At 38.0% G+C, this 12,927-nt stretch carries 10 protein-coding genes; 3 read left to right on the plus strand and 7 right to left on the minus strand.

Annotation, left to right across the window (positions count from 1 at the left end; genetic code table 11):
- The first annotated feature begins 145 nt into the window (after window positions 1-145).
- Complete coding sequence (locus CSB87_RS14585; protein ID WP_006582066.1) at window positions 146-1,480, plus strand: D-serine ammonia-lyase; 1,335 nt, start codon at window positions 146-148, stop codon at window positions 1,478-1,480.
- Between the two features lie 44 nt (window positions 1,481-1,524).
- Here CSB87_RS14585 and CSB87_RS14590 read toward each other — a convergent pair whose 3' ends face one another.
- The 5 genes from CSB87_RS14590 to CSB87_RS14610 all read right to left on the minus strand — a co-directional run bounded on the left by CSB87_RS14590 (window position 1,525) and on the right by CSB87_RS14610 (window position 7,366).
- Window positions 1,525-3,072 (minus strand): hypothetical protein, encoded by a 1,548-nt coding sequence (locus CSB87_RS14590; RefSeq protein ID WP_004888242.1) that lies wholly within the window; start codon window positions 3,070-3,072, stop codon window positions 1,525-1,527.
- 541 nt (window positions 3,073-3,613) lie between these two features.
- The gene (locus CSB87_RS14595) at window positions 3,614-3,778 is read right to left on the minus strand and encodes a hypothetical protein (RefSeq protein ID WP_004710089.1); all 165 of its coding nucleotides are present in this window, start codon (window positions 3,776-3,778) and stop codon (window positions 3,614-3,616) included.
- Between the two features lie 120 nt (window positions 3,779-3,898).
- Entirely contained in the window at window positions 3,899-4,906 is a 1,008-nt protein-coding gene (locus tag CSB87_RS14600) for a formylglycine-generating enzyme family protein (RefSeq protein ID WP_004888241.1), read from the minus strand.
- Window positions 4,903-6,579, minus strand: coding sequence for an arylsulfatase (locus CSB87_RS14605; RefSeq protein ID WP_006581217.1), 1,677 nt, complete (start codon window positions 6,577-6,579; stop codon window positions 4,903-4,905). Before CSB87_RS14605 ends, CSB87_RS14600 begins: the two co-directional genes overlap by 4 nt.
- 169 nt (window positions 6,580-6,748) lie before the next feature.
- The gene (locus CSB87_RS14610) at window positions 6,749-7,366 is read right to left on the minus strand and encodes a rhomboid family intramembrane serine protease (RefSeq protein ID WP_004710083.1); all 618 of its coding nucleotides are present in this window, start codon (window positions 7,364-7,366) and stop codon (window positions 6,749-6,751) included.
- A 158-nt stretch (window positions 7,367-7,524) separates the two neighbouring features.
- On the opposite strand from CSB87_RS14610, the gene nfuA reads away from it, so the two are divergent.
- Both nfuA and CSB87_RS14620 read left to right on the plus strand, forming a co-directional pair.
- Window positions 7,525-8,163 carry a Fe-S biogenesis protein NfuA gene (gene nfuA / locus CSB87_RS14615; protein ID WP_002054458.1) on the plus strand — a complete coding sequence of 213 codons (639 nt, stop codon included), beginning with the start codon at window positions 7,525-7,527 and terminating at the stop codon, window positions 8,161-8,163.
- A gap of 169 nt (window positions 8,164-8,332) precedes the next feature.
- The gene (locus tag CSB87_RS14620; RefSeq protein ID WP_004888239.1) at window positions 8,333-10,597 is read left to right on the plus strand and encodes a TonB-dependent siderophore receptor; all 2,265 of its coding nucleotides are present in this window, start codon (window positions 8,333-8,335) and stop codon (window positions 10,595-10,597) included.
- A 23-nt stretch (window positions 10,598-10,620) separates the two neighbouring features.
- On the opposite strand, the gene CSB87_RS14625 is transcribed toward CSB87_RS14620, so the two are convergent.
- Window positions 10,621-11,628 carry a hypothetical protein gene (locus CSB87_RS14625; RefSeq protein ID WP_004888238.1) on the minus strand — a complete coding sequence of 336 codons (1,008 nt, stop codon included), beginning with the start codon at window positions 11,626-11,628 and terminating at the stop codon, window positions 10,621-10,623.
- A 26-nt stretch (window positions 11,629-11,654) separates the two neighbouring features.
- A complete protein-coding gene (locus CSB87_RS14630; protein WP_004888237.1) occupies window positions 11,655-12,680 on the minus strand; it encodes an alpha/beta fold hydrolase in 1,026 nt (341 codons plus the stop codon).
- Between the last annotated feature and the right edge of the window lie 247 nt (window positions 12,681-12,927).

The following is a 12,927-nucleotide window of genomic DNA, read 5'->3' on the forward strand; positions in this document are numbered from 1 at the left end:
AAAAAGCCACTATTATTAGTGGCTTTTTTATTGTCACATTTAAAAAAAAGATCGCTTTTTTCAAATAAACTCAGTAAAGAATGAATGATTACTGCAAATACTTATTGCTAGGTGACTAGCTCAAAAATTGATGAAAGGATATAGGATGAAAACGGTTCAACTCGATCAACTCAAACAACAATTCCCACTCATTCAAACATTACAAGATTACCAAGAAACATTTTGGTTTAATCCGAACCGTTATCCTTTAAAAGAAGCTCTCATGAAAGTAGGACTGACAGAGCAAGATGTAAAAGATGCCGAAGCAAGGCTAGAACGTTTTGCACCTTACTTAGCAAAAGTATTTCCAGAAACTCAAGCACTACATGGAAAAATTGAATCAGAACTAGTTGAAATTGCAGATATGCAACAAGCCTTATCTGTAGAAAAACAACAGAAGCTTACTGGAAAGCTTTGGCTTAAAAAAGATAGTCATTTACCTATTTCGGGTTCAATCAAGGCACGTGGTGGAATTTATGAAGTCTTGGCTCATGCTGAAAAGTTAGCAATTGAGGCAGGGTTTCTCAAGTTAGATGATGATTATAGTCAACTTGACCAAGATGCATTTCGAGCATTTTTTTCCAAATATCAAATTGCAGTAGGTTCTACAGGTAATCTTGGTTTATCAATCGGTATTATGAGCGCGAAGCTCGGTTTTAGAGTGACCGTGCATATGTCTGCCGATGCAAGACAGTGGAAGAAAGATAAACTGCGTTCATTAGGTGTCAATGTTGTGGAATACGCCAGTGATTATGGTGTCGCTGTAGAGCAGGGACGTAAAGCAGCAGAACAAGATCCAAATTGTTTTTTTATTGATGATGAGAATTCGACGACTTTATTTTTAGGTTATGCAGTAGCAGGAATACGCTTAAAACAACAGTGTGAGCAAAAACAGATTAAAGTCGATGCAGAACACCCATTATTTGTTTATTTGCCATGTGGTGTCGGTGGTGGCCCTGGTGGAGTGAGTTTTGGGTTAAAACTCGCTTTTGGTGAGCATGTACATTGTATATTTGCAGAACCGACTCACTCTCCATGTATGTTACTAGGTGTTTATACAGGGTTGCATGATCAGATTTCAGTAAACGATATTGGTTTAGATAACATTACTGCTGCAGATGGATTGGCTGTTGGCCGTGCTTCTGGTTTTGTCGGCCGTGCTATGCAGCAGTTAATTGACGGTTACTACACCATTCATGATGAGTGTTTATATGAGCTGATTGCGCTTTTAAATCAAACTGAGAATATCCAAGTTGAGCCCTCGGCAGCGGCAGGCATGATGGGGCCATATTATGTGCAAACTACTCGTGATTATTTGGCCTTGCATCAATTGTCAGCTGAAAAGTTACAGCATGCGACACATGTGGTATGGGCGACTGGTGGTGGTATGGTTCCACCTGATGAAATGCAAAAGTATTTAACACATAGTCAAAACAAATAATTGCACAAAAAAAGCCCAATTTTAGAATTGGGCTTTTAACCTCATTATTTTTTAGAAAATTTCTTAAATGGAAGCTTTTCGGCCGCAAAACCATAGATTGCAGCAAAAGGAAGGGCTGTACGGGCTAAATAAGCCACACGCCATAGACCGCCATGGTTGGCACCTTCCATCATCAACTCTAGAGGATGGTCAAGCACAGTTTCAGGATTTGCGACAGAAGATTCATTTCTTAAGTCATGGATCCAGAGTGCCGCCATAATGGCATTTGTGGTTTCTGGACTAAACGCTTCTACATCAAAAAGTTCCGCACCGTTAAAAGCGGCCTTAAGGAGTGGATTTTTTGTGACCGAATGAGTTGTCGTAGATGGAGCAATATTAATACTCACGCGTTGGCCTTGATGACGGGCAAGTGTTGCTCGCCATTGTTGAATACGTTTAGCTAATGCGTAGTTTGGCCCTTGTTCAACTACCAAGCAGTCTGCAATACCATAAGTTTTGCCATTTTCGCTGGTAATCAAGTCTTGATAAGGTGCTTGGAAAAAACGTTTGAGCGATAGTGTAGAGATACCTTTTGCAGCCATTTTTTGTAGTTGTGAACGAGATTTAAATTTCTCTTGAGCTGCCTCTGCAACTTCTTTAGGTACTGCGTAAACATCGGTTGGAGTACACATAAACATTAAGCTTGTATCAGGTTTATGTTCACTCACATATTGCATAATACTGTCCATGGCCATTGAGACGCGGACATGTTTTTCACCATCTAGATAAGCAATAGCAGCTAAATCTAATTTTTGAGGAAATTGAACTAACCACTGTGCAATTTCTGGTAGTTGAGTCAGTAAATTGGCACCTAATTTATCTCTTAATTCAGAAGCTTTTGCTGTTGAGTCAACTGATTCAATTGTAGGTGCAATCAGCGTTGCGTTTCCTTGCTGAATTGTATTTAAAATTTTCCCCCAAACTCGTGGGTTCGGTAAATCAATTGCAACAATATTCGCTTTCCACTTTGCTAGCCAAGGTAAAGGACCAGCTTCTGAAGCCGCACCAAACAGAACCATGGTTCGATCAGATAAATCAAACCATTCTGGATGAGCGGCAGCTTCACGTAAAGCCTTGGCATGGCTTGGTTCAATAATACCTGCATTTTCCCATTTTTGAATTTGATCAAGTAAGCTTTGCCCGCTAAGTTTTTGGCCTTTATATGGAACATACCATTCTGGTGCAGCTTCACTTTCACCTTTAAATTTAACTGTATTTAAAGGCTTAGTGGTAGGGATGTGCAGAGCATCTTTTAAAAGATAGTGTTTACCATCGCGGAAATAGTCAAAAAGATGATGAGCCTTATGTAAGCCCTGTTTGGCGATAGTAATCGGGTTATTGCTATTAGAAAGCCCATGTTGAACAAGTGATTTAAAGTATCTTGGATAGTTTTTCCGCCAGTTTTTTTCAGTCAAAATCTGTTGAGCAGTTTTATTATCTACAATAGATAAAGCTTCTGACAAAATCTCTTGGCCTGTGCGAGAAGTACTTTGTTTTTTTGTTGAAGCGTGTATCGGAAATTGTAGACCTTCGTCTGGACTCTGGCTGGACATAAAATATCTCACTTGGACGGTAGTATTAATATACAGGTGTATACATTATCTATGCCAATTAAAAGAAACGAGTGGCAATAACTGACAAAATGAAAATTAAATTATTTTTGTGATGAAGGTAGTTTGAGTGAATTTTTATGATAATTTGATCTCATTTTAACTTCATTTTTTTTCACATTTCTAGAACATTTTTATAGACTTACGTTACATAAATGATTATTTTGTATAGAGCGAATTCATCAGATCTAAGCTGAAGATAAAATGTTCAAAATGTATCAATAAAAAAGATACGATGATGAGTAAAAAACTAGACTTTTTTATTAAACGATAAGAAAAGTCAAACGGAATAAGAAAGAATTGGGGTGAAACTAGATGGAAGACAACGTAAGATTGTCTTTTAAAAATCTTGGGGATATGGTGATTTTTTTACACCATAATTTTCTAGTTTCGCCCCATCTAATTTTGGGTGAAGCCCTATACATAAGCTGTAAATCATCTTTCTAAATAGTCAGATTAATTTGCTTATAGTCTATCTAAACTTTTAACAACGACCTTTCTTGGCCTGACCTGGTGGACAAAAATCTCCTGGATGATTGTGATAAGGCGAATCCGGATCAACTACTACACTGCCAGCAGGGGTATAAACTGCACAAGCCGATAGTGATAGTGTGAAAATTGCTGCTGCACAAACTAGAAATTTTTTCATCATATTGTTCTCTCTTTTTATCATTCTCCCTTTTACTATTTACTATAGAAATTATTAGATTGTTTTTCGATCTATTTTTGGTTAAGAAATATCAACACTCTAAACTAGTTTTTTTAGCGATTAAGGCGTACGTAAAATTGTACGAAAACCTACATGAGTAGCGGCTAAATCAAAATCTTGTGGGTAGCGACTACTATTACGGTAACGTGAACAGTAATTTTCAGCACACAAAAATGAGCCCCCTTTAATCACATATTGAGTGCTGCTCATTTCTTTTTGTCTTAAATCAGAATAATTACCCATATGTTGATCATGCGCACCTTGATAGGGAGAGGATGTCCATTCCCAAACATTTCCAATCATATCGAATAGCTTAAAGCCGTTGGATTTAAAACAGCCGACAGGAGCAACACCAGTAAAATGGTCGTGATTCAAATTTTCAAAAGGGAATGTGCCTTGCCAGTAATTTGCTTGTGGATGCTGATGTTCATCGGTAGGTGCTTGGTGTAAAGGTGTGTCAGTTTTTGAGTTTGCTTTAGCGGCGTATTCCCATTCTAATTCTGTTGGTAAATCACGTCCTAGCCAAACTGCATAATGTTCAGCATCATTTTTCGTTACGTATCTTACAGGCTCATGAGGATGAGGGAGAGCTCCATTTTTGCCATTTGGAGTTTTCCATGTATATCCTGATTTGAGTTGCCACCATTGTTGGGGATGACGTGGATCTGGAGTAAAAACAGCAGCCTGTTTTTGTTTTTCAGCATCGGTAATATAACCAGTTGCCTTCACAAAACTTGCGAATTGAGCAACAGTGACTTCAGTTTGATCAATCCAGAAACCTTTAACTTCCCGTTGTTTTTTCCCAAAGTTAAGTTCATCTGGATAAGCTTTTTCAGAACCAAAATTAAATTGTCCATCTGGTATGAATACCATACCTGCGGTTTTATTTTTAAGCCAGTTTGTAGGAAGCCCTGTATAGCTTTTACACTGTTCGATAGAACCCAAAGCAGCCGATGAGGTGGCTTGCTTTGGTAAAACTGTTTTTGTGTCAGAGCTATGTTCAGACTTACTACAGCCTGTGATGAATAACAGGCTGATTGTAGTGCTTAGAACCAGTTTCAATTTCATTTGGCGTTATATTCCTGTACGCCATTTTGTTCGGTGTATTTTTGATAAACCGAGAGCAACTCTTGTACTTTTGCAGGGTAAAGCTGCGCAACATTATGATTTTCACCACGATCAGTAGCAATGTTATAGAGTTCCCAAGAACCTGATCCTAATTCAGGGCGTCCTTGAAGTGCAATTTTCCATTCGCCTTGTTTAGCATATTTACTACCGTGTAATTCATCGGCAAAGCTGAAATTAGCTGGACGGATAGTTTGTGATTTATTTTCAAGTACAGACTTCCAAGAGTAACCACTTGGTGTATTAATGGTTCGGCCTTTATATTGTCCTTGAGGTACCGGAATATGGGCATAATCTAATAATGTTGGAAAAACATCGAGTACAGATGCGAAGCTATGATTGGTTTCTTCAGCTTTTTTCTGATTTGGTAATTTCACAATAGCAGGAGCTGTAGTTGCACCTTCGCCAGCTGTATCTTTCCATAAATGAAAAGGTGCCGCGCTGACTTCAGCCCAACGTGGTCCAATATAGTGGTAAGAAGTAGGGGTGCCTACGTTTGCTACAGAGTTATCAAAACCAGATTCACTGCCATACCCACCACGAATGAAACCTTCTGCACCATTGTCAGAAACAAAGAAAATTAAAGTATTTTCATAAAGATTATTTTGTTTTAGGTATTGGATAATTCGGCCTACATTTGCATCAAGATTTTCTACCATACCTGCGTAGATTTCCATTTTACGGGCTTCAAGTGCTTTCTGCTCAGCTGTTAACTCCTCCCATTTTCCATATTTTTGTGGTGCATTTTGAGTGGCGATTGGTTCTGCTGCTTCAAAATTTGCTGGAATAATTCCAAGCTGTTTTTGACGTGCTATACGTGCTTTTCTAATGGCGTCATAACCGACATCGTAAACGCCACGATATTTTTCACGGTATTCTGCTGGAGCCTGTATAGGCCAGTGAGGTGCTGTATAGGCAGCATAAGCAAAGAATGGCTTACCGCTATTTTTACCTGACTCTAAATAGCTCAGCAATTTATCGGTAAAATAATTGGTCGAGAAAAAGTCATCAGGTAATGCTGAAATTGGAATAATTTGCCCATCTTCGGTATAGGTTGAATTTCGTTTAAACGCGCTTGGAGCTTGTTTAAAGTGATGGTCTAAACCTTGTAATAAGGTAAATGAATGATCAAAACCTTTGGCATGTGCGTTGGTTTCAGGGGTTAGCCCCAAATGCCATTTACCACTAATATATGTCCGATAACCATTGTCTTTGAGCACCTGCGCAATTGATAAAGAGCGTTCATTTAAATAGCCTTCGTAACCTGGTTGGCCTTTTAAATGGTCTGGTGTAAGCTCTGCCATAGCACCTATGCCTGCTAGGTGATGATCAGTTCCTGAAATAAGCTGCGAGCGAGTAGGGGAACAAGTGGGTGCAGTATGATAATCCGTTAAAAGTCGACCTTCTTGCGCCAAACTATCAATATTAGGCGTATGAATTTCACCACCAAATGCTCCTAAATCTGAATAGCCTAAGTCATCGGCCATAATAAATAAAATATTGGGCTGCTTTGGAGTACTTACCGTGGTTTCTTGTGAATCATTATCGTTACAGCCAGCTAAAGATAAGCTAAATAATGCAATTGAAAGACTAGATAAAAGAGCTTTGTACTTCATTGTATCATCTGAATTATTAAAAGAATTGTGCTTGAGTTTAATCAGATGGTTTTTGCAATCAAAACAAGGAATTGATCAAAGAAAATCAGAAAAATATCTGAGAATTTATCGTGATAAATAAATGAGAAAAAAAGAAAAGCCCATATCGGGCTTTTCAAAAATATTAAGTTTAAAACGGTAAGCGGGTAAGCTGATCTAAGAAATGTGGAATCACTCGCGGTTCAATCAAAATTGTTACAATTACGCCGTAAGCTGCTCCCCATAAATGGGCACTATGATTAATATGTGTATTGCCACGTTTACCTGCCCAAATGCTATAAGCAACATAGAGAACTGCAAAAATAATAGCGGGTACTGGAATAAAAAATACAAAAATAAGTTTCCATGGCTGAAACAGGATATAGGCAAATAGAACAGCAGATACTGCCCCTGAAGCTCCAAGACTTGCCCAGTTTGCATCATTTTTATGTTGTAGATAGCTTGGTAAAATCGCAAAAATTAACCCGCCCAAATAGAACAAGACAAAGCCCATGTCGTAGAAATATTGGCGATAAAAACTTTCAATGATGCTACCAAAGAAAAACAGGGTAATCATATTAAAGAGTAAATGAGTACCATCTGCGTGAATAAAGCCATGTGTGATGAAGCGATCAAATTGTCCACGTTGCATCGCAGGCGGCCAAAAGATTAGGCGGTTCATAACGTTTTGATTGCTAAAAGCAAGTAAAGAGATAATGACCGTAATAATAATAAGGGTAATGGTATGGTTAAACGGCAAATGCAACATAAGAAATATTTAAAAAATGATCGATACTGAGGTCAATAATGCCATTAAAAATACAACTTGAAACCCCGTTGTGTATAAATCCGACAAATTTAGTTGATTTTTTTTAAATCCACCTCATCTTCGGTTAATATAAAGGCATCAGCTTGAGGAATATTGTTATGTCGACTGAGAACACCAACACTGCTGTTGCAGAAGAAATTCCGAACCTTTTGATTACACCATCTGCACAAGAGTATTTGCACGAATTATTGGCGAAGCAAAATACTCCGGGAATTGGCGTTCGAATTTTTGTTGAACATCCGGGTACACCACGTGCAGAGTGCTGTATGGCATATAGTGCACCAGAAGAAGTGGTGCCAACGGACTATAAACAGGACTATCCTGATTTCCCTGCATACATTGATGCGCCGTCTATTCCATATCTTTTAGACGCTGTTATTGACTACAACAAAGATCGTTTCGGTGGTCAGCTAACTTTCCGTGCACCAAACTCTAAAGTGCCGCGTGTAGGGCCAGATGCATCAATTGAAGAGCGTATTACTTATGTACTTCAAGCGGAAATTAATCCAGGTCTTGCAGGACACGGCGGTAACTGTAGCTTAGTTGAAGTGCAAGATGATCCTGAACATGGCTTAACTGCTGTATTGAAGTTCGGTGGTGGTTGCCAAGGTTGTTCTGCAATTGATGTAACCTTGAAACAAGGTGTAGAAACAACATTAAGAGAGCACATTCCTGAACTACAACGTGTAGTTGACCAAACAGACCATACGCAAGCAGAAGGTGCTTATTTCAAATAATTAAATTATTTGAAAAGTGAAATAAAAAAGCCTCGAAATGAGGTTTTTTTATTACTCAATATGAATAATGATAATTATTATCAATATCATTTGTAATTTTATTTATCTTTGTTACAATGCGAAACAGAAAATGAGAGATGTTTAATAAATCAATATATTGGGAATACTTATGTCGAAGCGTATTATCCAGTCAGTGCTTTCTGTTTCAGTACTGGCAAGTATGATGTCTATGGCTTTTGCCGCACAAAATGAGCAAGAACAAGCTGAACAAACATTAGAAAAGCCTGCTGAACCTGTGAAATTGGAAACAATTTTCGTAACAGCGGAAGAGCAAGTGAAGCAATCGCTTGGTGTATCGGTTATTACCAAAGAAGATTTAGAAAAACTACCAGTTCGTAATGATATTTCTGACTATGTACGTCGTATGCCAGGTGTCAACCTGACAGGCAATAGCGCAACAGGGCAGCGTGGTAATAATAGACAAATTGATATTCGTGGAATGGGGCCTGAAAACACACTTATTTTAGTGGACGGTAAACCAATTAACTCTCGTAACTCAGTCCGTTATGGCTGGAAAGGAGAGCGTGATACACGAGGCGACTCAAACTGGGTACCAGCAGAAGCAATCGAGTCGATCGAAGTTTTACGCGGACCAGCAGCTGCTCGATATGGCTCAGGTGCTGCTGGTGGTGTGGTTAACATCATTACTAAAAAAGTAACTAATGAAACTCATGGTTCAGTAGAGTTTTATACTTCACAGCCTGAAGACTCCAAAGAAGGTTCATCAAATCGTGTTGGTTTTAATGTAAGTGGGCCATTAATTAAAGACGTTTTGTCTTATCGTTTATATGGTAATTACAATAAAACGGAAGCTGACGATGTTGATATTAATAAATCTATTGGCAGTACAGCAGCTGGCCGTGAAGGTGTTAAAAATAAAGATATTTCAGGCCGTTTAGCTTGGCAGGCAACAGACCAACAAACTGTCTTGTTCGATGTTTCTTCTAGCAAACAAGGTAATATTTATTCTGGTGACTCTCAGTTAAATGCAAACGCAGAAGCAGATGCGATTCTTTCGCAGCTCATCGGTAAAGAAACCAATACCATGTATCGTGATAGCTATGCGGTAACGCACGAGGGCGATTGGTCTTGGGGTAAGAGTAAACTCGTTGCTCAATATGATAAAACGCATAACAAACGTCTACCCGAAGGCTTGGCGGGGAGTGTAGAAGGAAAAATTAATAACCTTGATGATAAAGCCACCTCACGTTTAGAAACTCTTCGCTTTAACGGTGAGGCTAATATTCCTTTCGAATACTATGTACCCCAAGTATTAACTGTAGGTACGGAATGGGTTGAAGACAGATTTAAAGATAATGTCTCGACAAATCAAGGTAAAGACAGCAGTGGTTCAGGTTATGGCGATCAATTGGCGAAAGGTGATCGTAGTAAAATGGAATCACGTATTGCTTCTGCATATATTGAAGATAACCTGAAAGTTACAGACAGCACAGATGTTGTATTAGGCTTACGTTTTGATGACCATAGTAAATCTGGTTCTAACTGGAGCCCAAGCTTAAATATTACCCAAAGACTTAACGATTATTTCACTTTAAAAGGTGGGGTAGCAAAAGCTTATAAAGCACCAAATATGTATCAAAATGCCGAAGGGTATTTATTAAGTACAAATGGTAATGGTTGTCCAGCCAATATTGAGTCACGTTGTTTGTTACAAGGTAATGGCGATTTAAAACCTGAAACATCGGTAAACAAAGAGCTCGGTATTCAGTTCCAAAAAGATATTGTGAATGCGAGCTTAACTTGGTTCCGTAATGACTATAAAGATAAAATTGTGGCTGGTACAAATGTTGTCGGAACAGTTGATGGTTCAAGTACCAATGCAAATACAGGAGCTGTGACGAATACGAAGTGGAATATTCTGCGTTGGGAAAATACGCCTAAAGCTCTAATTCAAGGTTTTGAGGGAAGCTTAGGATTAGACTTTGGTGATATCCGCTGGACTAACAACTTTACTTATATGATGGACTCGAAAGATAAACAAACAGGGAACCCATTATCTTTAGTACCAAACTATACGATTAACTCAATTTTTGATTATGACATTACGGATCAGTTAGATGTAAATTTTGTATTTACTCAATATGGTCGTCAAAAATCACGCCAGTTTGCAGAAAATAGACTTGAATCTGGTATAGGTTCAGGAGGTGCGAATTCTGCGCTTAAGCCAAGTACTGTAAAAAGCTATAGTATTGCTGGAATTAATGTCGGTTATAAATTTTCAGACAATATAAGTACACGCGTTGGTGTAAGTAATCTATTTGATAAACAAATTTTAAGAGACAGTAATTCTATTAGCCAAACTTATAATGAGCCAGGTCGAGCTTATTACGCTTCTTTAAAATATTCTTTCTAATCAATAAAAGTAACAAAGGCGCTTCAAGCGCCTTTGTTATTTAAAATATCTAAAGCTTTTTCAGAATAATAAAACTTCTCTAAATACACACGGGCACGGCGTCTTAAATGTCCTGTTGTAACGAGTTGTTGTAATACGGGTACAAGCAAGTCGGTGAGTTCATGCTTCACCAAACTTTCATCAATATTGAGGTCACGGAGTAGTAAGTCAAAACTACGTTCCTGATTACGGACATACCAAGTATAGATACCATCGTGGACTTGCTGTTTTAGATAATCGGTTTGACGAATGTGGTCCCAGATTTCATGCCCTAGACCTACAGTTTTTGTTAAATCTTGAACTTCTACATAATTTTTTAAAACAGCAAGTGGCATAGTTTTAACTTTGTGCCAAACATTTGCCTGAAAATGATAGAGCTTATCATTGTCAAAATGTTGGTTTAAAACGCGCTCACTCATTTGGCTAAGTTTTAAAATATTCTTTTGCAAATAATGGTTAATGGTATCGTCCAGATTAGAATCGGTCACTGTTTCTAATACTGATTTACCCATTTTCATGAAGCGTCCTACACCTGGCACGCGTTTTGACATTGATTCATCTAAATAATCATGCATTGTTTGTTGAATCAACTGAGTCAAAAGAGCTGAAAAAGCTGGATTATTTACAATTGTTTTAATCAGTTTTTTACGATGCTCTTCTTTACTTGCAACATACTGTGCAATGCGGTCAATCGTTAAAACAGGAATAACATCTTCAACTGTTGCCGTCTCATTTGCAGGATGAATCAGGGCGAAGCGTATATGCTCTGCAATTTGTTCGATCAGAAAATCAGAAGCGGGGGTATCTAAAATCTGCTTTTGAATGAGATGTTGAATCTGTTCAAAAGTCCAAAGGTGTTGTAATTGCCGACTCCCCAACCAATGGTAAAACTGTTCAAACTCTTGTTGAATCACCTGAGCCTGAACAAATTGCTCATCTAAAAAATCTAGATGAGCTTCAATAAGTTTTTCAATAATTGGTTGGGTAGACATAAGGTCTCACAAGTCCGGAGTTTTATTTAAGGTGTTGCCGTTTTTACTGACTGATTCGATTCTACTTTAAGTAAAAATGGTACGTATTGTTGAATGACCAGTTGTTCAGCTTCCAAAATCGGCATATGACCTACATTTTCTAAAATAACTGGCGGTTGTGCATTTTTTAAAAGTCGTTTGAGTTCACTCGCCACTTCTACATTAATAATCTTATCTTGTTTGCCCCATAAAATAAGTGTAGGCGCGTCGATCGTTTTGGTAAGTACAGCAAATGAATCTGGAGTATAGACTTTATTGAGTGCAATCAATTGATCAACTAGTTTTTGTGTTTGAGGTGCCTGATTAATCATCAATTTTTCTTGAGCTTGTAAGAACTCTTTAGGAATAAACGGAGGATTAAACATGGTTTGTTTTAACAAATAGTTAAAGTCACCTTTTTTAGAGACTAACAGTTGTTTTAGATAGGTAGGATCTTTGAGATAAATTGTGTTGGCAGAACGGAAAATACCACCGCTATCAACTAAAAATAGACTTTTAGTTTCAAATGGATATTGTCCCGCATAAAGTAGGGCAATTGAGCCGCCAAGTGAGTGCCCCGCAATATGAATAGGCCCCTTCAAATTTGCAGCTTCAACAAAGCGGCGTAATTTTTCAGCAAGGTTCGGAACCGAATAATCGAAGTCTTGCGTAACGATAGTTTCGCCACTACCTGGTAAGTCCGGAATAATCACGTGGTAATTCGTAGTTAAGTAATGCGCCATGCGATTCCAATTGTCGCGGCTGCCACCTAAACCATGAATAAGTAACAAGGTCGGTTTTGTGGTTGAACCACCTTCACTATATGACCAAGTAATATCACCTACTTTTAATTTTTTACTTTGCAGTCCGGCCCAGCTACGTTCTTGCTGTAATATTGTTTGAAAACTGACATCAATATTATCGGCTGCCTGCGTTTGAGAAATACTAGTTACTGACAACAAACTACAAGCTAGAGTCAATGCAGTAGCAGTTTTTTTCATAGAGGCTTTAATTGGAGCGGACAGCCTTATCATACATTTCATCCTTGAAGCTTAAACGAGTTTGAAAAATTATTGAAAAACTTTGCCAATGAGTCATTTGCCAAACGTTTGGAATGAAGAAAATTATAGTCAATCTATAAACTAAAGTATGTCTATTTTTTCACTAAACAGTAGGGAATTGTGCGGTTATCCTTCTTATAAAACTCATTAAAGCTTTAAAAATATTTTCTTAGAAAAGGATTCATTTTTTGTCAGTGACATTCAAATTTTGACACATTAA

Source organism: Acinetobacter sp. AR_0276, assembly GCF_003000705.1.
In the GTDB taxonomy this organism is placed as follows: domain Bacteria; phylum Pseudomonadota; class Gammaproteobacteria; order Pseudomonadales; family Moraxellaceae; genus Acinetobacter; species Acinetobacter nosocomialis.

Excerpts from the sequence above, each read along its gene's own strand:
- CSB87_RS14625 (WP_004888238.1), bottom strand. The coding sequence starts at position 11,628 with ATGTCTACCCAACCAATTATTGAAAAACTTATTGAAGCTCATCTAGAT.
- CSB87_RS14595 (WP_004710089.1), bottom strand. The coding sequence starts at position 3,778 with ATGAAAAAATTTCTAGTTTGTGCAGCAGCAATTTTCACACTATCACTA.
- CSB87_RS14585 (WP_006582066.1), top strand. The coding sequence starts at position 146 with ATGAAAACGGTTCAACTCGATCAACTCAAACAACAATTCCCACTCATT.
- CSB87_RS14630 (WP_004888237.1), bottom strand. The coding sequence starts at position 12,680 with ATGATAAGGCTGTCCGCTCCAATTAAAGCCTCTATGAAAAAAACTGCT.
- CSB87_RS14590 (WP_004888242.1), bottom strand. The coding sequence starts at position 3,072 with ATGTCCAGCCAGAGTCCAGACGAAGGTCTACAATTTCCGATACACGCT.
- CSB87_RS14600 (WP_004888241.1), bottom strand. The coding sequence starts at position 4,906 with ATGAAATTGAAACTGGTTCTAAGCACTACAATCAGCCTGTTATTCATC.
- CSB87_RS14605 (WP_006581217.1), bottom strand. The coding sequence starts at position 6,579 with ATGAAGTACAAAGCTCTTTTATCTAGTCTTTCAATTGCATTATTTAGC.
- CSB87_RS14620 (WP_004888239.1), top strand. The coding sequence starts at position 8,333 with ATGTCGAAGCGTATTATCCAGTCAGTGCTTTCTGTTTCAGTACTGGCA.
- CSB87_RS14610 (WP_004710083.1), bottom strand. The coding sequence starts at position 7,366 with ATGTTGCATTTGCCGTTTAACCATACCATTACCCTTATTATTATTACG.
- nfuA (WP_002054458.1), top strand. The coding sequence starts at position 7,525 with ATGTCGACTGAGAACACCAACACTGCTGTTGCAGAAGAAATTCCGAAC.